We start from the raw sequence: 22,028 nt of genomic DNA, 5'->3' as shown, positions 1-22,028 counted from the left end.
ATCAAATCGGCTGCGCGAGACGCATATGGGTCTCGCGCATGATGCGCGTGTGCTCCGCTTTGTCGCCGCCGGCGATCTCGATCTCGCCGAGACGCCCGGAGTTTTCCACCACCATGCGGCAGCGCTCCCAGCGACGCGTCTGAAATGCCTGCAAGGCGGCCTCGACCGTCGCCCCACGTCCCAACTCTTCGGCAAGGACGATCGCATCCTCGATCCCGATGCCCGCACCTGCCGCCATATGCGGCGTCGTGGCATGCACCGCATCGCCGACGAGCACCACGCGCGAGTTGAACCAGGGCTGCGGCAGCAGCAGGCTTTCGAGCGGACGATAGTTGCAGTGCGATTGCGGCCCGAGCTGCGCGCGGATCGACTGGAGCACCGGCACGGTGAACGGTGCCAGCAAATCCGCCAGCATGCGCGGCCATGCGGCCGGATCGATGTGTTCGTTGGTCGGCCTGTCCTCGGTGACGAAGAGGTACATCTCATTCTGCGAGACGGGATTGACGCCCGCCTTCACCTTCTGTCCCAGCCACATCGTCGCGCACACGATGTCGGCCGGCCGCGGCACCACGGCGCGCCACACGCCTTGGCCGGTGTAACGCGGCCTCGGCGCGTCGGGGAATATGGCTTCGCGCACCTTCGAATAGAGGCCGTCGGCGCCGACCACCAGGTCGTAGCTGCCCTGCGTGCCGTCCGTGAATGACACGTGAGCCTGGTCGTTTCGCTGCTCGATCCCCGTGAACGTGCAGCCGAGCCGCACGCGCACACCGGCTGCCTGCGTGGCCTTGGCGAGAATGTCCGCCAGCGCCGGACGCATGATCGCGCCGCCGCCGGGCACGTCTTCTCCGGCCACGCGCGGCGTCGGCAGCGTGCCGATCGGGTGGCCGCCTGCGGTGAACAGGTTCACGCCGTCGCCGCCATGACCGCGCTCGAAGAAGGCGTCGAGCACGCCGATCGTGCGCAGCGCGCGCAGCGTCGGGCCGCCGATGCTGATGCCCGCACCATAGGAGCGCCAGCCTTGGTCGATCTCGACGAGATCGACCGTGAAACCAAGCTTGGCGCACTGAATCGCCGTCGCCATGCCGGAGAAACCTCCGCCTATGACGAGGACGTGTTGAACAGGGGCGGTCATTGCGGGTGTCTCCTTCTTACATCTGGTTTTGGTGTAGGTGTGTCATGCCGAAATGAGCATGATGTCGCCGCTGCTCGTCACTTCGATTTCGACGGGTGTCAGCCGCTGACCGAGGCACGGCCCGAGCAGGCATTCGCCGGTCGCGATGTCGAACTGCGCGCCGTGCGCGTGGCAGACGATGCGGGTGCCGTCGCCATTCAAATAGGCGTCCTTGCGCCAGGCCATCGGCGTATCGCCGAAATGCGGGCACGCGTCGCGGTACGCGCGAAGCGACGCGCCGCGGCGCACGACGAACAGCGTGTCGTGCCCCGCGCGGCCCGGATCGAAGCCCCGCGTGCCGGGATCCGCCAGATCATCGACGTGCGCGAGGCGAATCGAACGGAATGACTTGGACATGGCGGTATGTTGCGCGGCTAATCGGCCTTCGCCCCCGCCGCCGGCGGACCGCCCGGCGCCCAGTTCTCGCGGTGCTGAAACAGGAACAGTTGCGACGTGTCGGCGCCCATCGGCGCTTCGCGCGCGCTCCACGCTGCGTCGTGCAGGTCCATGTCGGCGTCGTACTCGACATGGCAGCCGAGCGGGCTGTTGAAGTACCAGAACCAGTTCGAGCCGAACCGGTGGCGCCCGGGTCCCCAGAACGACTGGTAACCCTTCGCGACGAAACGCGTGCCGGCTTGCAAGACTTCCGTCGGCCCGCCCATGTGGAACGTGAAGTGCTCGCAGCCTTTCATGAACGGCGGTGTCTGGATCATGAACAACGTGTGATGGTCGAGCGTGCCGGCCGGCTGCAGGAACGGACCGACGTCCGTGAAGCGATCCGTGCAGCGAAACCCGAGACGCTCCACGTAGAACGCTTCCGCTTTGGCGGCATCGGGCACGAAATAGACGACGTGCGAAAGCGTACGCGGCGTGAGCGCCATATCGTCTCGCACGGCCACGACATTGGGCGCGCGCTGCGCGGACGCACCGGGCGCGTTCACCGGCTCGGCGGGCAGGGACAACGCGCGGCGTTGCGTCACCTGAAAGCCGATGACGAAACCCATGTCGTCGACCGATTCGACAGAGCCGTCGGCGAGCCGGCGCACCTCGCGGTCGCGGTGCAGTTCCTCGGCGATCGCATCGAGCGTCGCGGCGTCGGCGACGCCGTAGATCGTCTTGCGCAGCATGCTCGCCGTGCCGAGTGCGGGCGGTAAGGTCGGATCGTCACGGTGCATGATGTCGATGCCTGTACCGTCGAGCGCCTCGAAGCGGCCGCCGCGATCGTCGCTGCGCATCGGCAGCAAGCCGTAGTCGATCAAATAGCGGTTGCAGGCGGTGACGTCGTCCACGCCGAAGACGAGCGTATCGAGTCCGATGATGTTCATGAGATTTGCGCGCTTGAAAAAGAGGAAAGAGTCAACGTGCGGTGCGTCCGCCGAGCGTCTCGGCCACCCAGTCGGCGATGAACTGCCCCGCATTGATAGAGTTATCGAAGCTCGAGTGCTGCACCCCACCCTCGCGTTCCGTGAAAATCTTCAGTTCGCGCTTCGGGCTGTTCACGAGCTGCTCGTACGTGCGATGCGCCCACGCGACCGGGATCTGCGAATCCTTCGAGCCATGGGTGACGAGGAACGGCACTTTGATGCGATCGAGCACCCCGTCCAGATGCACGTCCTCGGCGATGCGCATGAAGTCGTCGATGTCTTTCGCGCCCCAGACCCAGCAGACGTGTTTCCAGTAATGGGGCACGGGGAAATCGCCTTCGCGCTGCAGGCGCTTTTTCTGCACGTCGCGCCAGTCGTGATTGGCGCCCCACACCACGCCGCAGGCGAAGCGCGGCTCGAAGGCCACTGCGCGCGGACAGTAGTAGCCGCCCAGCGAGACGCCTTCCATGCCGATGCGCTCGGGATCGACGTCCTCACGCCGCTCCAGCCAATCGACGATCCGGCTTGCCCAAACTTCCGAGTTGTAGAGCGCATGCAGGCCGTGCAGACGCAGCGCTTCGCCGGTTCCGGGTTGATCGACGATCAGCGAAGACACGCCGCGCTCCGCGAGCCACGCCGGCAATCCCACGAAGTACTTCATCTCCTTCGTCGAATCGAGCCCGTTCACTTGCACGAGCAGCGGGCTGCGCGCGCCGGCCGGGTGCGCTTTGACGAGAAGTCCCGACAGATGCTTGTCGCCGTATGGAATCGAGACGCGCTCGCAGTTCTCGCCCTTGAGCGCGATTGCCCTGTCGAACATATCGAGCGAGCGGCGGTACAGATCGATGCGCCCTGCCGAATCGTGGGCCAGCATGCGCTCGGCCGTGATCAGATAAATTGCGGCCCGCTTGTACTTCTCGCCGGCCGACAGCAGGCGCCCTCGGGCTTCGTCTTCGGCCGCCAGATCGCAGAGTCGATCGGCCGTCTTGACCCACGCCTCGCGAAACGCACGCGTGCCGTCCGCGTCCGGCTGCTTGGCCGCTTCCTGCAGCGGCCCGCACATATCCTCGATTTCGCCCATGCGTGCGCCCATTTCGATGGCGAGATTGACGGACAGGTCCCAGACGTAATTGGTAGGAAAGTAGCGAAACATGGCGGGTTGCCTTAGTTGAAATTGCGGACGGCCCGGCAACGGCCCGTTCATAGGCGCGCGCCGGCCCACGGCGAGGCTCAGCCTTTGCGTCCGAAGCCCGGCCACAACGGGATGGCGATGTTCAGCCAGACGCTGCTGCTCTTGGCCGTGTTCGCGGCATAGATGCCTTGCTGATAGTTGAGGTTGACGTTCCAGCTTCGCGCGTCGTAGACGATCGACGGGCCGATGCCGAAGGTGCGCATGCGGTTGCCTACGTTCACGCCATTCGCCTTGTCGTCGCTGAACTGATTCAGATACGCGCCAACCACGCCGAGCTTCCACGGGCCGAAGTTCCAACCGGCTTCGAACTCCCCCACGTAGCCGTCGCCCGAGCGGTAGTTCGTCGTGCCGTTCTTCGTGTTGAGCAACAGGCGGTTCGCGATGGCGACGTCGATCCCATTGGGCACGTTGTAGCGAACCGAGAACACCGGTTGCACGGAGGTGTAGCCCACCGCCACGCTCGGCTTGACCGGGCTGTAGGAACCCGTCTCGAACGCGAAGTCCAGGCCGGACGCGATCGTCAGGTTAGGCGAGAGATGCCATTGCAGCAGCACCGGCGTCAGCGTGATATTGGACAAGCCGCCCTGCGTGCTCGACTGGCCGAACACGCTCGTATGCAGCGACACGACCGGAATGACCAACTGCGTATAGACGTTCGCTCCGAGGAGGTGAAACGGATACGAAGCGAGCAGACGGGTGGTTTCGGAAAACACCGAAGTCTTGAACGGGATCGGCAACTTCTTGCCATCGTTGCCGTAAAGGCCGTTCGCAAAACTGTAGTTGAATTGCTCGAGCGCGAACAAACCCGGGATCGGCGGCAAATTGGCGATGTTCGTGCCGACCGCGCCCGCGGGATAGGGGGAAACACCGCCTTCGAATGCTCGAGCTTGCTTCATCGAAGCGGCGGCCAACATCGTGCAGCCGATAGCGGCCGCGATCAGTTTCCTCGACATGCTGTCTCCTCGTCCTAGGGGCGCTGGCGCCGCCTGGCGTCTCTTTAATAGTGGAAAGCGCGGGCGTTCGGACACCGTACGGCGGTACCTTCGATCCGAAAATGCCCTGACGCTGGTCTCCCGATGCGATGTGCGATGCCTGATCGCTTCAAGATGACGCCTAGGTTAAGATAGGCCGAGGTATCCTAAAAATGGATTCGATCCATTGCCGATATCGACAGCGTCAATACTTTCAGGCTAAACCCTGATAAACGCGTGATCGGAGACAGCACGCATGCGGTTCAACAAGCTCGACCTCAACTTGCTCGTGGCGCTCGACGCTCTTTTGAGCGAACAGAACATCAGCCGGGCCGCCGAAAAGATTCACTTGAGCCAGTCGGCGATGAGCAACGCGCTCGCGCGGTTGCGCGAGTACTTCAACGACGAGTTGCTCGTGCAGGTCGGCCGCAAAATGGAACCGACGCCGCGCGCGGAGGCGCTCAGGAACAACGTGCGCGACATTCTCGTGCGCGTCGAAGCGACGGTGACGGCCCAGCCCGAATTCCTGCCGGCGCAGGCCAACCGCCTGTTCCGCCTCTTCGTATCGGACTACACGATGACAACGCTGATGCCGCACCTGTTTGCGCTGGCCTACGCGCAGGCGCCGGGCATCCGTTTCGAGTTGCGCCCGCAGGTCGCCTATCCGCACCGGCTGCTCGAGCGCGGCGAAGCGGATATCCTGATCATCCCCAAGGAGTATTGCTCCACCGAGCATCCGGCCGAAGTGCTGCTCGAGGAATCGTTCTGCTGCGTCGTGTGGGATCGGAGCCCGCTCGCGCACGGCGAAATGACGAACGAGCGCTACATGGCGGCAGGGCATGTCGTCGTACAGGTCGGCGAGGGACAAACCGCGCTCGAAGATTGGTTCATGCAGCGACTCGGTATCGTCAGACGTGTGGAGGCAAGCACCTACAGCTTCCTCTCACCGGCCTATCTGCTGGCTGGCACCGATCGGATTGCGACCATGCACCGGCGGCTCGCCGAAGCGGCCTCGCGCAGCCTGCCGATCGTGCTGCGCGACGTGCCCGTCGCCGTCCCCACGATGGAGCAATCGGTCCAATGGCACAAGCATCGCACTTCGGACCCTGGGCTCACGTGGTTGCGCGGGCTGCTGAAAGAGGCCGTCGTGGAAATGGACAAGGCCCGTCGTGACGCTCGCTAAGCCAGGGCAGTCGCACGATCACGGGGGGCGCGCGGTGGCCGGCGCGCCGACCATCGTCGATCCGCGCTGGCTCGTCTTTCTGCAGGTATCGGCATCGGGCAGTTTGAGCCGCGCGGCGGCGGCGCTCGATATGCCGCAGTCGATGGTCAGCCGCCATATCGCTCAGCTCGAGCAGCAATGCGGTGAGCGTTTGTTTCGCCGCACCGGACGCGGTGTCGTCCTCACCGAATTTGGCGAGCAGATGCTGCCGCGCGTCACGCGTCTCGCGGCCGAAGCGGATGCGCTCGCGGACGACATTCGCAGCGCGCGCGGCCAGCCCGCTGGCGAGGTGCTGCTGGGCCTGCTGCCGTCGGCGGTAAACCACTATGCCGGGCCCCTCTTCGCTGCCGCGCGAGCGCAGTTGCCGGCCGTTCGTCTTCATTTGACGGAAGCCGCCAGCGCGCAGCTCGAAGAGCATCTGCGCGAAGGCCGGCTCGATATGGCCGTCGTCTTGAAAGAGGACGAAGCGAGCATCGGCGACTGCCACGTGCTCGCACGGGTGCCGCTGCATCTGGTCGCCCCTCGCGGCGACGCCGTCGTCGCCAACGGCGACGTGCCGCTCGCGGCGCTGACCGGCTTGCCGCTCGTCGTGCCGGGCCGGCCTCACCTGTTGCGGGCACGGCTCGACCGCCTCGCTTCGGAACATGGCGTGGCATTGCAAGCCGCCGTCGAAGTCGATTCCGTGCGACTCCAATATGAAGTCGTGGCGGCCGGCGGCGGCTATGCCATTGCTTCCGTCCTGCCCGGGAAGCTCGATGCGCGGCTCGCCTCGTCGCGCATCGTCGATCCCGTCCTCGAGCGATTCGTCGTGCTGGCCGAATCGCCGCGCCGCCCGCAGACGCGGGCTACCCGCGCCGTGCGGCGCTTGGTCAGCGCCGTGGCCGACGCGCTGGAGGCCAGTCATCGAATTTCGACATAGCTGCTTTCGACGTTAGGCAGTGCCCTAAACGCGCAGCGCGCTCTATCGTGTGTTGGCCCCTTACTTCCAGGCCCGCACCATGTCAGACGCAGTCACCGCCGAATCCTCCCGCCCGACGCTTTTCTTGAGCGACGCCGATGTCGCATCGCTCGCCGACTGGCCTTCCGCCGTCGCGGCGCTGGCCGACGCCTATGCGAGACCCGTCTCGCCCGCGATGGTACCGCCGCGAACGATGGCTCGCGGCGAGGGCACGTGGCTGCGCAGCCTAACCGCCGTCTCGCCGAGCGGCGGACATATGGGCTGCAAGCTGATTGCCGCCAATACCCGCGCGCGCCGGGCCAGCTATCTGATTTCCCTGTTCGACGAGCAGACCATGGCGCTGCGCGCGCTGATCGACGGCAATCGCGTGACGGGCTTGCGTACCGCGGCCACCGCCGCGCTCGCTCTGACGTTGCTGGCACCCAGGCGGCCATTGCATGTCGCGGTGATCGGCTCGGGCTTCGAGGCTCGCGGTGCGCTCGAGTGCCTCGCCGCCGTGCGAGCAGTGCAAAGCGTGCGCGTCTTCAGCCCCACGCCCGCGAGCCGAGAGCGCTTTGCCGAGCACTTCCGCCCTGCCACGGACATCACCGCGGTGGACCGGCCGGAGGCTGCGGTGAAAGACGCGGACGTCGTCATTTGCGCCGCGCGCAGCCGCGACGAATCTCCGGTGTTGCGCGGCGCCTGGCTACCGCCGGGCGTCACCGTCGTCTCCTTAGGCTCGACCCTGCCCGAGCAGCGCGAAGTCGACGAAGAGACGATGGCGCGTGCGGCGTGCATCGTCGCCGACATGCCCGAAGAGGTCGAGCACGACACCGGCGACGCCATCGCCGCCGCGCGCGCCGGCGTCGTGCTCGCCGACCGCCTCGTCTCTCTTGGCGCGCTGGCGACGGGAGACATCGTGCCACGCCGTGCCGACGGCGACATCGTTTTGTACAAGTCCGTCGGGTCCGCGCTCCAGGACGTCGTGATCGCCGAGATGTTGCTCGCGCGCGCCGTCCGGCAAGGCGTCGGCGTGGCCCTTCCGGTAACCATCACGCCCATTGCGAAATAGCGCTTCGGATCGCCGCGAACTCAATCGAAGATTCACTCAATAACTCACTCGAAGACTTACTCAAGGAGAAGCTCCCTCATGGCTCGCTACAAGAAGGTCGATGCCCGCGCCTGGGCGCGCGAATACCTCACCGGCTGCTCGGCCGTCACGATTCCGAGCCATAGCGCGGACCTGAAGCGCCTGAACGAGCGCGGCATCCGTCACGACATCGAATTGGCAATGGAATTCGGCTTCCGCTACACGCTGCTTTGCAGCGAGGTGGCGATCACGCCGGAAGAAAACGCGCAGTTCACCGCGTGGGCCCGCGAAACGGCTGGCGACCGGCTTGGCCTGTTCTTTCATGCCGCGTTCGGCACGCTGACCGAAAACATCGAAGCCGTGAAGCTCGCTGAAAAAACCGGCGCCGACATCGTGCTGCTCTCATACCCGCCTCAGTTTTGGCCGACCACCGAGCAGGAGATCTACGACTACACCAAGAGCTTCTGCGACGCGACCGATCTCGCGGTGATGCTGTTCCCGATTCCGCTCTGGGGCTTCGAGCGCGTGCACCCTGCGGGCATGTCGTTGGATCTGGTGCGCCGCCTGCTCGATGACTGCCCGAACATCGTCGCGATCAAATCGGAGCAAGGCTTTCCGCTGCCCGCCGGCATCTGCGAGATGTACCACCACTTCCGCGATGAAGTCGTGATCAGTTGCCCGATCGAAGGCGATGCGATTCCGCTGATGAGCCTCATGAAGCTGCAGTTCTCCGGCACCAGCAATACGGCCTGGATGAGCGGCTATTACCCGAAGGCGTTCGAGCTCGCGCGCAACGGGCAATGGGAAGAGGCGATGGCGATGTATTGGAAAGTGAACCCGGCGCGCAACGCGAACGGTGCCGCGGCGCAGACGTATGCGGGCGGCACCGGCGTGCTAAACCGCACGATGTGGAAATACCAGGACTGGCTGGCCGGCTTCAACGGCGGCCCACTGCGCGCCCCGGCGATGCGCGTGCCGGATCGGATTATGAAGACGCTGCGCCAAGGGCTCGCGGCCTCGGGCCTGCCCGTGACTGCCGATCCGGATTCCGCCTTCATGGCGGGACGCTTCCCCTGCTGAGCGAGACCACGATGAAACATCTGCTGAAAGACCCCACCTTGTGGCGGGAGAACGCGTTCATCGCCGGCGAGTGGGTTGGCCAGACACCGCACGGCCGCTATCAACTACGCAATCCGGTCGATCAATCGCTGCTCGTCGAGCTGCCGCGGTGCCGCGAGCCGGAAGTGCAGCGCGCGATCGACGCCGCACACGATGCCTTCGGTCCATGGCGACGGAAGAGCGCGAAGCACCGCGGCGAGGTACTGCGGCGCTGGTACGAACTGACGATGGAACACCGCGAAGATCTCGCGGTTCTCATTACGCTCGAGGGAGGCAAGCCGCTGGCCGAAGCGCGAGGCGAGATCGACTACGCGGCTTCTTTCCTGCGCTGGTTTGCGGAAGAAGCGACGCGCGTGCGCGGCGACGTGATTCCCGGGGCGAAGGAGACGCAGCGGATCATCGCACTGCGCGAGCCGATCGGCGTATGTGCCGCCATCACGCCGTGGAATTTCCCGGCGGCGATGATTACGCGCAAAGCCGGACCGGCGCTTGCCGCGGGCTGCACGATGGTCGTGAAGCCCGCAAGCCAGACTCCACTCACGGCGCTCGCGCTGGCCGTGCTGGCGGAGCGCGCCGGGGTGCCATCCGGTGTCCTCAGCGTGATCACCGGCAACGATACACGCGCCATCGGCGGCGAGCTCACCGCGAATCCCCTCGTTCGCAAGATCACGTTCACCGGCTCGACCGAAGTCGGCCGGGTGCTGCTCGCGCAGGCCGCGCAGACGGTCAAGAAGTGCTCTATGGAGCTGGGCGGCAATGCTCCGTTCATCGTGCTCGACGATGCCGATCTCGACGCGGCTTCCGACGGCATCGTCGCCGCGAAATTCCGCAATACGGGCCAAGCTTGCATCAGTGCCAATCGGGTACTCGTGCAAGCGAGCGTCTACGACGCGTTGGCCGCGCGTGTTGTCGAACGTGTCGCGAGACTGCGCGTCGGCAACGGCCTACAGCCGAACGTCGACCTCGGACCGATGATCGACGAAGCCGCAGTAGAAAAGGTCGAGGAGCACGTGAGCGATGCACTCGCCCGAGGCGCGCGGCTGCTGCATGGTGGCAGGCGACACGCGCTCGGCGGATTCTTCTACGAACCGACGGTACTTGCCGGGGCGACGCCCGCGATGAAGATTGCCCGTGAAGAAACGTTCGGGCCGGTGGCCGCGCTCTTTCGCTTCGATACCGACGACGAAGCGATCGCGATGGCCAACGACACCGAGTATGGGCTTGCCGCCTACCTCTATAGTCGCGATGCGGCGCGCATCTGGCGCAACGCAGCGCGCATCGAATCGGGGATGGTGGGGATCAACTGCGGACTGATCTCGAACGAACTCGCGCCGTTTGGCGGCGTGAAGCAGAGCGGCCTGGGGCGCGAAGGCTCGCATCTGGGCATCGACGAATTCGTGGAGATCAAATACTTGTGCTGGGATGGGCTGGTTTCCGGGTGACGCAACCACTGAGCTTCCCCCCGTTTCACGAGTCCGATAGCTGGAACAATCGGACCGCGAGCTCCCGCCGACTTGCGGTCCAACGCATCTCGAAGGCATCGTGTGCGCACGGCACGCACCGTCAACGCCACTCGTCCATCAACCGCGCTTTCACCTTCTTGCCCTTCACCTTCCCTGCGTTCAGCTTGCGCAGCGCGTCGCGCGCGATGCTTCGCTCGACCGCGACGTAGGTCGAGTATTCGGTCATGTTGATCTTTCCGATCTGTGCGCCGCTGAAGCCCGCTTCGCCCGTCAGCGCGCCCAGCTCGTCGCCAGGGCGAATCTTTTCTTTTCGCCCACCGAGGATCTGCAACGTCTCCATCGGCGGCAACAACGGCGTGTCGCTTTTCGCCTGGAGCTCGCTGAGAGGATGCCATTCGACATCGCGCTTTTGCGCCTGCTCGATGCCGCCCACACGCCCCATTTCATCCATGCTTGCGAGGCTCAGCGCCCAGCCGACTTCGTCCGCCCGGCCCGTGCGGCCAATTCGATGCACGTGCACTTGGGGATCGGGCGTCACGTCGACGTTGATCACCGCCTCGAGCTACGTAAAATCCAGCCCGCGCACAGCGACATCAGTGGCAACGAGCACTGAGCAGCTACGGTTCGCGAATTGAATCAGCACCTGATCGCGTTCGCGTTGATCGAGTTCACCGTGCAACGCCAGCGCATGAAAACCCTGCACACGCAGTACATCGAGCAAGTCGCGGCATTGTTGCTTCGTGTTGCAGAACGCAAGCGTACTCACCGGGCGATAGTGATTCAGCAACATGCCCACCGCGTGCAACCGCTGCTCTTCCGTCCCGTCATAAAAGCGCTGGCGAATCTTGCTGTCGTCGTGACGCTCTTCGGGCCTCACCTCTTTGGGATTACGCGGGAAGCGCTGGCTGAGTTTGGCGATGCCGTCGGGGTAAGTCGCGAAAAACAGCAACGCTTGCCGCTCTTTCGGACACTGATCGGCCACCTTCGCTGTATCGTCGTAGAAGCCCATATCGAGCATCCGATCCGCTTCGTCGAGCACGAGCGTATTCAATGCATCGAGGGCGAGGCTGCCACGCTCCAGATGGTCCATGATGCGCCCGGCGTCCCGACGACGATATGTGCGCCGTGTTCGAGACTCGCCGCCTGCGGCGCAATCGGCGTGCCGCCGCAGAACGCGTGGGCAACGCCAGCGCACCCGTCGTTGCCCCCCCGGACCCGACGCTCCTAACCTGGGTGCGCCTACGAATGTCAGAACGTCACGCCCGCCACGAGAATGAGATTCGCGTAAGGTGTGCACTCGCCAGTGCGCACCACGGCGCGCGCGCGATGTGACATCTGCTTGAGTGCCTCATGCGTCACCACTTGGCGTGACCCGATCCGGTCCATCCACTCACTCCCAAGCCAACCATCGTTGCGCGCGAGCGTCTCGTTCGCCACGACATGCGACTCGACCTGCATCTCGCTCAGCAAGACGCGGACAGTAGTGGCGAAATCCGGTACGCCGGGTGTGAGCGCGAGATCGATGATTTCCACCCGCGATCCGTGTGGCGCCGGCATCCCGGCATCGGCGATCAATACCATATCGCCATGGCCCAAGGTTGCAACGAGGCGCGAGAGCGCGCTATTGAGCAAACCTGTTTTCTTCATTTCGATGCGGCAACTTGGAGCGTAATTTCGTGCAGGTAGGGGATCGACGTTTGGGCGCCTGCACGCGTTACCGACAACGCAGCCGCAGCCTGACCGAAACGTACCGCCTCGTCCAGCGGGCGCTTCGCCGCGAGCGCCGCGCAAAAGCCGCCGACGAACGTATCGCCGGCCGCCGTCGTATCGATCGCCTCGACTTCGGCAGGCAGATAGTGTTTGCCGCCATCCCCGGCACGATCACCCTCGGTCAGCACCACCACGCCCCGCTTACCGAGTGTGATGATCACGTTGCGCGCGCCGTCCTGCTGCAACTTCTTGGCCGCTCGCCGCGCGCTTTCCGGCGATTCGACAGGCACACCCGAAAGCGCCGACGCCTCCAATTCGTTCGGAATCAGGAAGTCGGCGGATTCGAGCCAGCCACGCTCGAGCGGCCCGGTTACGGGCGCGGGATTGAGCACCACGATCCGCCCATGCTTGCGAGCCAGGTTCATGGCGGCGAGTACGGTCTGGTCGGGCACTTCCCGTTGGCAGACGAGCACATCGGCTTGTTCGATCCGCGACGCATGCACGGCCATTGCGGCGGACGTCAGCGCCCCGTTGCTGCCCGCGACGATGACGATTGCATTTTGCCCAGCATCGTCGACGACGATCATCGCCACGCCGGTCGGCAGCGTCGGATCCGTCGCCACACCGTGACAGTCGATGCCGTCGCGGCGCAAACCGGCAACGAGTTGCCTGCCGTTGTCGTCGTCGCCGACGCGCCCGATCATCGCGACCTGCGCGCCCAATCTTGCCGCCGCCACCGCTTGATTGCCGCCTTTGCCGCCCGGTACGTTGACGAACGATCGGCCGGCCAGCGTCTCGCCCTCTTTCGGCAAACGCGGCGCGCGGATCACGAGATCCATGTTCAAGCTGCCGACCACCGTGACGCGGCCGGTTTGCTGCCCCGCTGCTGTTGTTTTCATCGATGTCATGCGTCGATAGGATTGGATTGATGTTCCGCTTATGCGGCCCAGGGCGCGCTGGATTCACGCACGAGCAAGCGCGGTTCGATCAGATGGGTGCGTGCGGGACCGGTCACCGTGCCGTTGATGCGTTCAAGCAGCGTATTGGCGGCCGCATCGCCCAGACGCAATATCGCCTGCCCCACGGTCGATAATGCCGGGTACACGTATCGGCTCATTTCGACATCGTCGAATCCGATGATCGAACAATCGGCCGGAATGCGCAGCCCGCGTTCCGCGGCCGCGCGCAGCGCCCCGATCGCCATCATGTCGTTGCTCGCGAAAATGGCCGTCGGCGCGACGGTCTCGAACAGCTCGCGCGCCGCGGCGTAACCCCCCGGGCACGTGAAATTTCCTTCCACGATCGCGCCCGGCAACACCTCCACACCGCGCTCCGCCATCGCGCGCTTGAAGCCGGCGACGCGAATGGCGCTCACGACGGTTTCGCGCTCCCCGGCAATACAACCGATGCGCGTATGCCCGAGGTCGAGCAGATGCTGCGTCGCCAACATTGCGCCAGCCTCGTGATCGATCTGAACCAGATCCGCATCGAGCCCCGCGACGGGGCGATCGACGATCACAACCGGCACGCGCACCGCCGCCAGATCGTCCGCAATGGACTCATCGTCGTCGACCGATGCGACGATCAACCCATCGATACGATTCTGATGCAGCGCGCGCAGGCACTCACGCTGCGTCACGAGGTTGTTGTCGGAATTGCAGAGGAATACGCAATAGCCGCGACGCTTGAGCGAGCCTTCGATGCCGCGCGCGAACTCCGCGAAGTACGGGTTCGTGTTGTTCGGTACGACCAGCCCGATCGTCGACGTGGTTTTGGCCTTCAACGAGCGCGCCGGCGCGGACGGCACGTAGTTCATCTCGGCAATCGCAGCCTGCACGCGCACGCGCTTTTCTTCGCTGACGGGGCGCGTGTTGTTCAGGACGTGAGACACCGTCGTGTACGACACGCCTGCCCGCTTCGCTACGTCTCGGATCGTCCACATGATCTCGTTGCTTTTCGATTGACCTCAGGCCCGGCTCGCACCGCGGCGGCTTCGATAAGTATCGAGCACGACGGCGATGACGATGACCATGCCGGTGATTATCCGCTTGGTCGGCTCGTTCGCACCGATCTGCGCGAGCCCGGCGGCCAGCACCGAGATGATCAGCACGCCGAAGAACGTGCTGATGACCGATCCGCGCCCGCCCATGAGGCTCGTGCCGCCGATCACGACCGCAGCGATCACTTGCAGCTCGATACCCACGCCCGCGTTCGGATCTGCCGCTTCGAGGCGCGAAACCTGGAATAGCGACGCCAGCCCGGCCAGCGCGCCCATCAATGCGAAGACGATCACCTTGTACGGACGCGGATCGATACCAGCCAATCGTACCGCGGTTTCGTTCGTCCCGATGCCGATGAGGCAGCGGCCGAACACGGTTCGCCGCAGCACCAGTTGCGCCACGATCATGACGGCCATCGCAATGATAAACGCGGGCGAAATGCCGGCCGCGAACGGATTGGCCAGCCAATCGAACGTGCTGCCGATGTACGACGTGCGCGAATTCGTCAGTTGATAGGCCAGCCCACGCGCCATTTCGAGCACGCCGAGCGAGACGATGAACGACGGGATGCGCCATGCGACTGTCACGAGGCCCGTCAAGCTGCCGGCCAGCGCGGCCACTAGGAGGCCCGCAAACGCCGCGGGAATCGCGCTCCACTGCCATTGCAACGCGACTACGCTGACGGCCGACGCCGAAAGCGCGAGGACGGAGCCGACCGACAGATCGATCCCCGCGATGATGAGCACGAACGTCATCCCGACCGACATGACGACGAGATCGGGAATCTGATTGGCGATCGTCACGAACGTCTCGTACGTGAAGAAATGCGAGCTGAGCGCCGAAAACAGCGCGATCATCGCCACCAGGGCGCCGACGAGGCCCAGATAGCTCGTGAGCTCCACGCGCGCGCGGCCCTTGACTTCGGGCGCCACGACGCCTGCGGGTGTGTTGGAGGAAATCGTCATGATGCTTCTCTCGTCAAAAGTGCGTCACGCTTCGCATAGCCGGAAAATGCGGCGGCCAGCAAATCGTCCTGGGTCCATTCGTCGCGATCGAAAATTCGAACGAGCCGGCCTGCCGACATGACGCCGATGCGATCGCAAATGAGCATTAGCTCGCGCAGTTCGCTCGAGACGACGACCAGCGCTTTGCCTTTCCTCGCCTCTTCGCCGAGCAGGCCGTAAATCTCGAACTTCGCGCCGACATCGATCCCGCGCGTCGGCTCGTCGAACAGCAGGACGCCTGCATCGCGTTCGAGCCAGCGACCGATGACGACCTTCTGCTGATTTCCGCCCGAGAGCTCGCTCACCGGCTGCTGTTCACCGGCGCAGCGTATACGCATGGCGTCGATATGCCGCTTGGCCAGCGCACGCTCCCGGCCGCCGTCGATCCAGCCGAAGCGCGAGAGCGCGCCGAAGTTGTTCAGTGCGAGGTTCGACGCGATGGACTGTGTGAGCATCAACCCTTCGCTCTTGCGGTCCTCGGTGATCAACGCAATGCCTTGCTTGACGGCATCGGCGGGCGAACCGATTCGCGCGGGCTCGGATGCCGTGCCGAGCGTGACTGCGCCGCTATCCTTCGCGTCCGCACCGAAAATCGCGCGTAGCAGTTCCGTGCGTCCCGAGCCGATCAAGCCGCTGATGCCGAAGATCTCGCCGCTCTTCACCTCGAACGAGACATCCTGCACGGCGGCCCCGCGCGACAGTTTGTCGACGCGCAGCATCGGTGCGCCGATCTTGCGCTCGCCGAGGTTGATCGTCTCGCCGATGCCACGGCCGACCATCTGCGTCACGAGCCGATCCGTCGTGTATTCGGCAACGGGACCGACGCTGACCAGCTTGCCGTCGCGCAGTACGGCGATGCGATCCGAGATGCGCGCCAATTCTTCCAGCCGATGCGAAATGTAGACGATCGATACGCCTTCGCGCTTAAGCCGTTCCACCTGACCGAACAGCAAGTCGACTTCGCGTCCCGTCAACATGGCGGTGGGCTCGTCGAGGATCAGCACCCGGCAATCGCCGATCAGGTTGCGGGCGATCTCGACGAGCTGCTGATGGCCGATCCCGAGCTCCGCGACGAGCGAATCCGGATCGAGCGCTTCGAGTCCGACGCGCGCCATGGCGGCACGCGCGTCTTCACGCAGGCGCTTGCGCGAGATCCAGCCGATTCCTTTCATGGCCGGCAGGCAGTTCAGGAACAGGTTCTCGGCGATCGAAAGCGTCGGCAGCAGGTTCAACTCCTGCATCACCATCCGCACGCCGAGCGCTTCGGCATCCCGGCGGCTCGCGGGCGCATAGGGCTGCCCGAGGTAATGCATCGTGCCGCACGTCGGCGTAACGAGCCCGCTGATGATCTTCGACAACGTACTCTTGCCCGCGCCGTTTTCGCCCGTGAGCGCGAGGACTTCGCCCGCGTTCAGCGTCAGATCGATGCCCGCGAGGATCGGCACCGCATAGGTCTTGCCCACGCCGCTTACCGTGAGCACCGGATCGCGCGGCGGCGCGTGGCGTGTGCCGTCCGTTGAAACTGCTGTCATGCCCCCTCCTTCGCAAGCGCGAGTCGGGCGAAGCTCGTCCGCGCTTCGCCCGACCCTGCGTCGAACGTATTGACGTCCTTACTTCTTCACGATCAGTTCGACCGGCGTTTCGACGAGGCTCGACAGCTCGCTTTGCTTCTTGTGTTCGCGAATAGCCTTCAATGCCGTATTGATACCGAACACGGCCTGCTTGGCGGCGAACTGATCGACGGTGGCCAACACGCGACCGTCGGCCAACATCGGCTTCACTGCGGCGATATTGTCGTAACCGACCACCATCACCTTGCCTTGCTTGCCTGCCGCGCGAATTGCGGCGACGGCGCCGAGGGCCATGTTGTCATTGCCGCACAGGAGCGCCTTCAGGTTCGGATAGGCGTTGAGCATGGCCGACGCCACCGCGTTGCCCTTGTCGATTTCCCAATCGCCCGATTGCACCGAGACGACCTTCGCACCGGCCTTGGCCATCGCGTCCTTGAAGCCGGCCGTGCGCTGCTGAGCGTTCGTCGTCGTGGAGACGCCCTCGACGATGCCGACTTCGTCGCCTTTGCTCAGCTTCGCCGCAAGATAATCGCCCGCCAGCCGCGCGCCTTTTCGGTTGTCCGGGCCGACGAACGGCACCGTCATTCCCTTGGATTTCAATACATCGGGATCGAGGCGATTGTCGATGTTCACTACGACGATGCCCGCGTCGATCGCTTTCTTGATCACCGGCACCATCGCTTTCGAATCGGCCGGCGCAATGACGATCGCATCGACCTTCGAGACGATCATCTGATCGACGATACGGATTTGCGCGGCCGTATCGGTTTCGTCCTTGATGCCGTTCGACACGAGATCGAAATCGGCAGCGTGTTGCTTCTGATAGGCCTTGGCGCCGTCTTCCATCGTGAGGAAGAACTCGTTCGCCAGGGACTTCATCACCAAGGCAACCTTGGGTTTATGGGCGGCGTCTTGCGCGTGCGCGCCCATCGGGAACATGACGGCGGCGGCCAACCCGATGCATGCAGTCAGCACGCGGCGACGGACGGGGGTCTTCATGGGATGTCTCCTGAGAATCGTTCGATATGGTTGTTGTCGCGGCGACCAGCTCCGCTGTGTGACGACTTTCGCAACCGGTTGCGCAACCGGTTGCGCAACAAATCTCATGCATCTCACACGTACATACGGCGCGCAACCGGTTGCGGATCGAATATTCGAGGAGCCGTTCTCTAAAGTCAACCTCGCGATGTTGTGCAGTGCGCCATAGCGCGGCGGGGTTATCTGCCGTCAGTACTGTCCGATCGCAGGGCGTTGCCGAAAAACGAATGGTGGGTCGGGTGCGACGCACATTCGGGCGGCATCACCATCACCTGAATCGTCAGTCGCATTTGGCCGAATTAAGCAATTCGATCCGCTGCTCTTCCATTAGTCTTGTTTTTTCGGCAGCGGAAAGCTCGAGCCCGCTTCGCGATCAAAATCCCCGCTCTGCATCAACAACGATCGAGGTTGTGACAACACGCTACCGCTGCTCCGCATCGGTACGGGCCACAACCAGCGACGTGTCATATCGGGACCGACAATCAAAGACATGCACGAGCATCAAACAGCCCTTTTGACCGAGGACGAGCGCCAGTTCGTGGTGGCAGTTCAAAACAGCATCGGCAACGCTAATGGAACGCTCGCTGACGATCCAGCATTACTCGACAAACTCACTCGAGCATACAGCGAAACCAGGCGCATGGGCCTCACACGAGATGAGTTACTCGCGGATTTCCTATATCTCGAAATTCAAGCACCGGGCTTTCATCGCCACCCGGCGATTCGAAGATGGCTCCATAAGCCGGGCGCTACCGCCGACGAGCGCTTCGCCGATTTGATCGATGTGCTTCGCAACAAGTCCCGGCAGCGAAAGGACGACCGATAATGGCGCCGGCACGTCGCTCCCACCTCGAACAAGCGGGCCTGGCACTTTTGGCATTGCTCAACGCGATAGAAGGTGTCGTTCGCGGTCTCGCCGACAAAACGCATTCCGGACGAGACAGTCTCGAGGCGGACAAGGCAAAGTCCAACTCGGCCGCACGTGCAGTGCCGGTGCCTGATGAGTCGCACGCACAGTGCCCACCGCGCAGAGGTTGGCTCGTCACGCGGAAATGGCACATGTCCGAGGTCTCGCGTGACTACCAGGCCCGTATTACTGGCCTCCCCCCCTTCACGGAGTGGATTTTCGAGAATATCGAATTCGACGGTTTTCGCGCGCCGGAATGCAGACTGCAAGAAGCGAAGGCCCAGTACGATCAGTTTTTTGACGCACGAACCCGTCAACCAAAAGAGTTCTTCAGACTCTTCGGCGCACCTCGCATTGTCAGCCAGGCGCGCATCCAAAGCGCGATCGCCGAGAACCACCCACCGGCACGACTGACCTGGTATTTCATGCAACCCATCTCTCACGAGTACTTCTCGGAAATCTTTTCTCGTGAAGGGTTTTCTATTGAATCATTACTCCATCCGTAACATGTACATTTCTCTGGCCTTCAAGCTTGAAAAACCTATTCTCCCGTCGCGAGAGGAACACTTCGGCACTCTACAGAGAATCGCCCAACTGTTCGAACCGTTCGGGCTCCCCATGGACGTTTGGCATCCACCGGCTCCAACGCGGAAGAAGTCGCTCGCGCACGCGGCTTTCGACCGTAATGGCCCAACGCCAGCAGCACTCGAGCTGCAGCGTTTGCAGGACGAAAAGGACGGGATGACCGACTATCGAAGAACGGGTATATGGAGCGGAAGCGAGAAAGGAAAACGCGGCGTGCTCTCTGTCTCATTTTCATCCAGTACCCGTTTCCCGATATGTCTGTTCGACCTGCAATTTGACGAGATAGAACCGCTCGATGATGCTCGCAACATGCAGCAATTGATATTCGGCTTGCTAGACATATGTCCTCGCGCCTCCGATATTGAAGTCGGCCCGTTCAAGTACTACACCCTCCATCGGGTCTTTCCGAAACGACCGGGCGCCGGCTGGATGCTCTATCTCCCGACGGCAATTACAAGCGAGGCGGTACCCGAGGCGGCAGAACTGGTGCCGGTCACGGAAAGCGGTAGGCAAACCGGCACCATCATCGTCAGCGTCGCTGATGATGTCTTTTCCGCCGACAATCCCGATCACGTGAAAATCGCAAATGCGATCGAAATTCGTTTGGCCGATCAGGACCTTCTACCTCGGTAGCGAGGGCGTTGGGTGGTTGTGTCGCGGCCCCGGTGTCCAACGCGTGGAGGCTGATGATGAGTCCGCCGCCGTCAAACCCACATACGCCTGCTTGACGAGTCAAAGCACGCGCAGCGAGCTATTTACGGATCAAGGGCGCCGTGGCCATGTGAAAGACAATCAAGGAGAAGCGTGAGCAAAGTCAAGACCTCCCGCTTCGACACATCGGAGCGCCTGGGCAGCGAGGAACTCATCGCCGCTTACCTCAATGCAACCCTTGAAGAAGGCGACTCAGATCTGCTGATGGCGGCAATCGCAGACATCGCCAAGGCGCGCGGCATCGCCAAAGTCGCAGCCGATGCAGGTGTTGGACCGGAAAGCCCCCGGTTGATGCCTTGACGTAACCCTCTCGCACCGTTAAGCGTTGGCCTGTTCGCTCCTACCCCACCCGGTTCCTCAATCCTAGCCGCCAGCAGTTCATACCGTCTCTGGCATCGACGGAAAAATATTTTTATCTCCCGGCAACAAGCTTTGGTCACCTATACGAACCGCCGGACCGGAACGCGCCAGGTTTCGTGCGGCCGGGCCATCCTGGGCGCCCGCGCCCACGCCCATCGGATTCTTGAGCGTCAGAAAAATATGTGTTATTTTCTGACACATGAAGGCAACCATCCCATCTGTTCCTGATCGAATCATGAGGCGTGCCCGCGGCACCGGGCGCGGCGGCGTCTTCACGCCCAGTGATTTCTTGGACGTGGCAGCCCGTGCGGCTGTCGACCAGGCGCTTTCCAGGCTTGTCAAGAACGGCAAGCTGCGCCGTCTAGCCCGCGGCCTTTACGATTTCCCTAAGGTTCATCCGAAGCTCGGCCAGCTTTCGCCAACGCCAGACGACGTCGCGCAGGCGTTGGCGCGTGAGACCGGGTCGCAGGTTCAGATCTCTGGCGCTCGCGCCGCCAACGCCCTTGGGCTCACGACTCAGGTGCCGGCAAGAAGTACCTATCTGACCAATGGTCCATCGCGACGCGTTGTGTTGGGAAAGCGCATTGTCGATCTCCGCCACGCCTCGCCCAAGCACTTGATCGCGCCCGGCAGTGCCGCTGGTACGGTCGTGCAGGCTCTCCGCCATGTCGGCCCCGTGCGGGCGGCCGACGTCGTAAAGGTTGCAGCGCGTCAGCTTTCGGCCAACGACAAGAAGACCCTGGCCTCGACCGCCGTTCAGGCCCCTGCCTGGATGCGGCCGACACTCGCCTCGATCGCCAATGCAACGGTAGTAGATATCGATGGATAGGGTTGCCCGTCTCCCCGCCGGTGATCGTGCCGCCCTGTTCGGAGAAACGGGCGCCGGCCGGGGTGTCGCAGACACGATCATTGAAAAGGACTTCTGGGTCTGCTGGTGCCTGAAGCGCATTTTCGGTCTGCCGAAGGGGACTACGGCAACCCTTGTCTTCAAAGGCGGCACGTCACTATCCAAGGCGTTCGGTGCCATCCGCCGGTTTTCCGAGGACATCGACCTTTCGTTCAACCGCGCAGAACTCGGCTATACCGGCGATCGCGATCCCGAGAAGGAAGCGATCAGCAAGAAGCAAGCGGCTCGCCTGATCGACGCACTGGTCGGCGACGTCACGCGCCACATCGCTGAGAAGCTTGTCCCGGCGCTGCGCGCCGCAATCGTCGAACAGCTCGGCGAACCGGTCAACGACGAGTGGTCGCTGGAGATCGACGCCAGCGACGCCCAGACAGTCAACTTCCACTATCCCACGGCGCTGCCCGCAGCCGAATATGAGGGCATGGCTTACATTACGCCGCGCGTGAAGCTGGAACTGGGCGCACGGGGAGATCCCTGGCAAACCGAGGTGAAGATCATCCGCCCTTACGCGGCCGACGACTATTCCGACTTCTTCGAGGATCCCGACACCAGTGTGATCGTCTTGTCAGCGCAGCGCACCTTTCCTGAGAAACTCCCTCGCCTTAGCTCGCTTTCGGTTGTAGGACGTAGCCCATCGAGTCGGCCCGGCGTGTCAGATTGTTAAGCACCCGCTGCCGATAACGCTCCTCATAGTAGGCTGCACCTG

General features: G+C 63.3%; 23 protein-coding genes and 1 pseudogene. 11 read left to right on the top strand and 13 right to left on the bottom strand.

Features of this window, described 5'->3' with window-relative positions; all coding sequences use genetic code 11:
- Nucleotide 1: 1 nt before the first annotated feature.
- The 5 genes from MMB74_RS10940 to MMB74_RS10920 all read right to left on the bottom strand — a co-directional run bounded on the left by MMB74_RS10940 (nucleotide 2) and on the right by MMB74_RS10920 (nucleotide 4,680).
- Nucleotides 2–1,132, bottom strand: a complete 1,131-nt coding sequence (locus MMB74_RS10940; RefSeq protein ID WP_277428660.1) for an FAD-dependent oxidoreductase — start codon at nucleotides 1,130–1,132, stop codon at nucleotides 2–4.
- Nucleotides 1,133–1,174: 42 nt separating this feature from the next.
- Nucleotides 1,175–1,528, bottom strand: a complete 354-nt coding sequence (locus tag MMB74_RS10935; protein WP_277428659.1) for a Rieske (2Fe-2S) protein — start codon at nucleotides 1,526–1,528, stop codon at nucleotides 1,175–1,177.
- Between the two features lie 17 nt (nucleotides 1,529–1,545).
- Nucleotides 1,546–2,496 carry a VOC family protein gene (locus MMB74_RS10930; RefSeq protein WP_277428658.1) on the bottom strand — a complete coding sequence of 317 codons (951 nt, stop codon included), beginning with the start codon at nucleotides 2,494–2,496 and terminating at the stop codon, nucleotides 1,546–1,548.
- 31 nt (nucleotides 2,497–2,527) lie between these two features.
- On the bottom strand, nucleotides 2,528–3,688 hold the full coding sequence (locus tag MMB74_RS10925) for a prolyl oligopeptidase family serine peptidase (RefSeq protein ID WP_277428657.1): 1,161 nt from the start codon (nucleotides 3,686–3,688) through the stop codon (nucleotides 2,528–2,530).
- Nucleotides 3,689–3,765: 77 nt separating this feature from the next.
- Complete coding sequence (locus MMB74_RS10920) at nucleotides 3,766–4,680, bottom strand: transporter (protein WP_277428656.1); 915 nt, start codon at nucleotides 4,678–4,680, stop codon at nucleotides 3,766–3,768.
- A gap of 274 nt (nucleotides 4,681–4,954) precedes the next feature.
- On the opposite strand from MMB74_RS10920, the gene MMB74_RS10915 reads away from it, so the two are divergent.
- The 5 genes from MMB74_RS10915 to MMB74_RS10895 all read left to right on the top strand — a co-directional run bounded on the left by MMB74_RS10915 (nucleotide 4,955) and on the right by MMB74_RS10895 (nucleotide 10,508).
- Nucleotides 4,955–5,881, top strand: a complete 927-nt coding sequence (locus MMB74_RS10915; protein ID WP_277428655.1) for a LysR family transcriptional regulator — start codon at nucleotides 4,955–4,957, stop codon at nucleotides 5,879–5,881.
- Nucleotides 5,868–6,839, top strand: a complete 972-nt coding sequence (locus MMB74_RS10910) for a LysR family transcriptional regulator (RefSeq protein ID WP_277428654.1) — start codon at nucleotides 5,868–5,870, stop codon at nucleotides 6,837–6,839. Before MMB74_RS10915 ends, MMB74_RS10910 begins: the two co-directional genes overlap by 14 nt.
- A 79-nt stretch (nucleotides 6,840–6,918) precedes the next feature.
- A complete protein-coding gene (locus MMB74_RS10905) occupies nucleotides 6,919–7,929 on the top strand; it encodes an NAD(P)-binding domain-containing protein (protein WP_277428653.1) in 1,011 nt (336 codons plus the stop codon).
- Between the two features lie 78 nt (nucleotides 7,930–8,007).
- Nucleotides 8,008–9,027 carry a dihydrodipicolinate synthase family protein gene (locus tag MMB74_RS10900; RefSeq protein ID WP_277428652.1) on the top strand — a complete coding sequence of 340 codons (1,020 nt, stop codon included), beginning with the start codon at nucleotides 8,008–8,010 and terminating at the stop codon, nucleotides 9,025–9,027.
- Nucleotides 9,028–9,038: 11 nt separating this feature from the next.
- Nucleotides 9,039–10,508 (top strand): NAD-dependent succinate-semialdehyde dehydrogenase, encoded by a 1,470-nt coding sequence (locus tag MMB74_RS10895; RefSeq protein ID WP_277428651.1) that lies wholly within the window; start codon nucleotides 9,039–9,041, stop codon nucleotides 10,506–10,508.
- 121 nt (nucleotides 10,509–10,629) lie between these two features.
- Here the strand turns inward: MMB74_RS10895 and dbpA are convergent.
- The 7 genes and pseudogenes from dbpA to MMB74_RS10860 all read right to left on the bottom strand — a co-directional run.
- Nucleotides 10,630–11,699: pseudogene (gene dbpA / locus MMB74_RS10890) on the bottom strand (ATP-dependent RNA helicase DbpA); the annotation flags it as partial.
- A gap of 78 nt (nucleotides 11,700–11,777) precedes the next feature.
- Nucleotides 11,778–12,176: a D-ribose pyranase gene (gene rbsD, locus MMB74_RS10885; RefSeq protein WP_277428650.1), complete on the bottom strand. Its 399-nt coding sequence runs from the start codon at nucleotides 12,174–12,176 to the stop codon at nucleotides 11,778–11,780.
- Nucleotides 12,173–13,147, bottom strand: a complete 975-nt coding sequence (gene rbsK / locus MMB74_RS10880) for a ribokinase (RefSeq protein WP_277428649.1) — start codon at nucleotides 13,145–13,147, stop codon at nucleotides 12,173–12,175. Before rbsK ends, rbsD begins: the two co-directional genes overlap by 4 nt.
- Before the next feature lie 29 nt (nucleotides 13,148–13,176).
- Nucleotides 13,177–14,181, bottom strand: a complete 1,005-nt coding sequence (locus tag MMB74_RS10875) for a LacI family DNA-binding transcriptional regulator (protein ID WP_277428648.1) — start codon at nucleotides 14,179–14,181, stop codon at nucleotides 13,177–13,179.
- A gap of 24 nt (nucleotides 14,182–14,205) precedes the next feature.
- Complete coding sequence (locus MMB74_RS10870) at nucleotides 14,206–15,204, bottom strand: ABC transporter permease (RefSeq protein ID WP_277428647.1); 999 nt, start codon at nucleotides 15,202–15,204, stop codon at nucleotides 14,206–14,208.
- Entirely contained in the window at nucleotides 15,201–16,775 is a 1,575-nt protein-coding gene (locus tag MMB74_RS10865) for a sugar ABC transporter ATP-binding protein (protein ID WP_277428646.1), read from the bottom strand. The genes MMB74_RS10870 and MMB74_RS10865 overlap by 4 nt, the downstream gene beginning before the upstream one ends.
- Before the next feature lie 78 nt (nucleotides 16,776–16,853).
- Entirely contained in the window at nucleotides 16,854–17,813 is a 960-nt protein-coding gene (locus tag MMB74_RS10860; protein WP_277428645.1) for a sugar ABC transporter substrate-binding protein, read from the bottom strand.
- A 529-nt stretch (nucleotides 17,814–18,342) separates the two neighbouring features.
- Between MMB74_RS10860 and MMB74_RS10855 the strand changes: the two genes are divergently transcribed.
- The 4 genes from MMB74_RS10855 to MMB74_RS10840 all read left to right on the top strand — a co-directional run bounded on the left by MMB74_RS10855 (nucleotide 18,343) and on the right by MMB74_RS10840 (nucleotide 20,355).
- Nucleotides 18,343–18,678, top strand: coding sequence for a hypothetical protein (locus MMB74_RS10855; RefSeq protein ID WP_277428644.1), 336 nt, complete (start codon nucleotides 18,343–18,345; stop codon nucleotides 18,676–18,678).
- Entirely contained in the window at nucleotides 18,678–19,265 is a 588-nt protein-coding gene (locus MMB74_RS10850) for a restriction endonuclease fold toxin 5 domain-containing protein (RefSeq protein WP_277428643.1), read from the top strand. Before MMB74_RS10855 ends, MMB74_RS10850 begins: the two co-directional genes overlap by 1 nt.
- Complete coding sequence (locus MMB74_RS10845) at nucleotides 19,228–19,977, top strand: Imm52 family immunity protein (RefSeq protein ID WP_277428642.1); 750 nt, start codon at nucleotides 19,228–19,230, stop codon at nucleotides 19,975–19,977. The genes MMB74_RS10850 and MMB74_RS10845 overlap by 38 nt, the downstream gene beginning before the upstream one ends.
- A gap of 171 nt (nucleotides 19,978–20,148) precedes the next feature.
- Entirely contained in the window at nucleotides 20,149–20,355 is a 207-nt protein-coding gene (locus tag MMB74_RS10840; protein WP_277428641.1) for an addiction module antidote protein, read from the top strand.
- A 78-nt stretch (nucleotides 20,356–20,433) separates the two neighbouring features.
- Here the strand turns inward: MMB74_RS10840 and MMB74_RS10835 are convergent, their stop codons facing one another.
- Complete coding sequence (locus tag MMB74_RS10835) at nucleotides 20,434–20,628, bottom strand: hypothetical protein (RefSeq protein WP_277428640.1); 195 nt, start codon at nucleotides 20,626–20,628, stop codon at nucleotides 20,434–20,436.
- Here MMB74_RS10835 and MMB74_RS10830 point away from each other — a divergent pair.
- Together MMB74_RS10830 and MMB74_RS10825 are read left to right on the top strand one after the other, a co-directional pair.
- Nucleotides 20,615–21,244 (top strand): DUF6088 family protein, encoded by a 630-nt coding sequence (locus tag MMB74_RS10830; protein WP_277428639.1) that lies wholly within the window; start codon nucleotides 20,615–20,617, stop codon nucleotides 21,242–21,244. The two genes, MMB74_RS10835 and MMB74_RS10830, sit on opposite strands and share 14 nt — an antisense overlap.
- Entirely contained in the window at nucleotides 21,237–21,986 is a 750-nt protein-coding gene (locus tag MMB74_RS10825; protein WP_277428638.1) for a nucleotidyl transferase AbiEii/AbiGii toxin family protein, read from the top strand. The genes MMB74_RS10830 and MMB74_RS10825 overlap by 8 nt, the downstream gene beginning before the upstream one ends.
- Nucleotides 21,987–22,028 lie beyond the last annotated feature (42 nt).

The organism is Trinickia sp. Y13 (assembly GCF_029522115.1).
Lineage (GTDB): Bacteria > Pseudomonadota > Gammaproteobacteria > Burkholderiales > Burkholderiaceae > Trinickia.
This window is presented reverse-complemented; position numbering and strand designations above follow the sequence as displayed.

Bases quoted from the DNA above. Each gene is read 5' to 3' on its own strand.
- MMB74_RS10860 (WP_277428645.1), bottom strand. From the start codon at position 17,813: ATGAAGACCCCCGTCCGTCGCCGCGTGCTGACTGCATGCATCGGGTTG.
- MMB74_RS10875 (WP_277428648.1), bottom strand. From the start codon at position 14,181: ATGTGGACGATCCGAGACGTAGCGAAGCGGGCAGGCGTGTCGTACACG.
- MMB74_RS10920 (WP_277428656.1), bottom strand. From the start codon at position 4,680: ATGTCGAGGAAACTGATCGCGGCCGCTATCGGCTGCACGATGTTGGCC.
- MMB74_RS10825 (WP_277428638.1), top strand. From the start codon at position 21,237: ATGGATAGGGTTGCCCGTCTCCCCGCCGGTGATCGTGCCGCCCTGTTC.
- MMB74_RS10865 (WP_277428646.1), bottom strand. From the start codon at position 16,775: ATGACAGCAGTTTCAACGGACGGCACACGCCACGCGCCGCCGCGCGAT.
- MMB74_RS10870 (WP_277428647.1), bottom strand. From the start codon at position 15,204: ATGACGATTTCCTCCAACACACCCGCAGGCGTCGTGGCGCCCGAAGTC.
- MMB74_RS10830 (WP_277428639.1), top strand. From the start codon at position 20,615: ATGAAGGCAACCATCCCATCTGTTCCTGATCGAATCATGAGGCGTGCC.
- MMB74_RS10835 (WP_277428640.1), bottom strand. From the start codon at position 20,628: ATGGTTGCCTTCATGTGTCAGAAAATAACACATATTTTTCTGACGCTC.
- MMB74_RS10940 (WP_277428660.1), bottom strand. From the start codon at position 1,132: ATGACCGCCCCTGTTCAACACGTCCTCGTCATAGGCGGAGGTTTCTCC.
- rbsD (WP_277428650.1), bottom strand. From the start codon at position 12,176: ATGAAGAAAACAGGTTTGCTCAATAGCGCGCTCTCGCGCCTCGTTGCA.
- rbsK (WP_277428649.1), bottom strand. From the start codon at position 13,147: ATGACATCGATGAAAACAACAGCAGCGGGGCAGCAAACCGGCCGCGTC.
- MMB74_RS10915 (WP_277428655.1), top strand. From the start codon at position 4,955: ATGCGGTTCAACAAGCTCGACCTCAACTTGCTCGTGGCGCTCGACGCT.
- MMB74_RS10905 (WP_277428653.1), top strand. From the start codon at position 6,919: ATGTCAGACGCAGTCACCGCCGAATCCTCCCGCCCGACGCTTTTCTTG.
- MMB74_RS10855 (WP_277428644.1), top strand. From the start codon at position 18,343: ATGCACGAGCATCAAACAGCCCTTTTGACCGAGGACGAGCGCCAGTTC.
- MMB74_RS10935 (WP_277428659.1), bottom strand. From the start codon at position 1,528: ATGTCCAAGTCATTCCGTTCGATTCGCCTCGCGCACGTCGATGATCTG.
- MMB74_RS10925 (WP_277428657.1), bottom strand. From the start codon at position 3,688: ATGTTTCGCTACTTTCCTACCAATTACGTCTGGGACCTGTCCGTCAAT.
- MMB74_RS10930 (WP_277428658.1), bottom strand. From the start codon at position 2,496: ATGAACATCATCGGACTCGATACGCTCGTCTTCGGCGTGGACGACGTC.
- MMB74_RS10850 (WP_277428643.1), top strand. From the start codon at position 18,678: ATGGCGCCGGCACGTCGCTCCCACCTCGAACAAGCGGGCCTGGCACTT.
- MMB74_RS10900 (WP_277428652.1), top strand. From the start codon at position 8,008: ATGGCTCGCTACAAGAAGGTCGATGCCCGCGCCTGGGCGCGCGAATAC.
- MMB74_RS10895 (WP_277428651.1), top strand. From the start codon at position 9,039: ATGAAACATCTGCTGAAAGACCCCACCTTGTGGCGGGAGAACGCGTTC.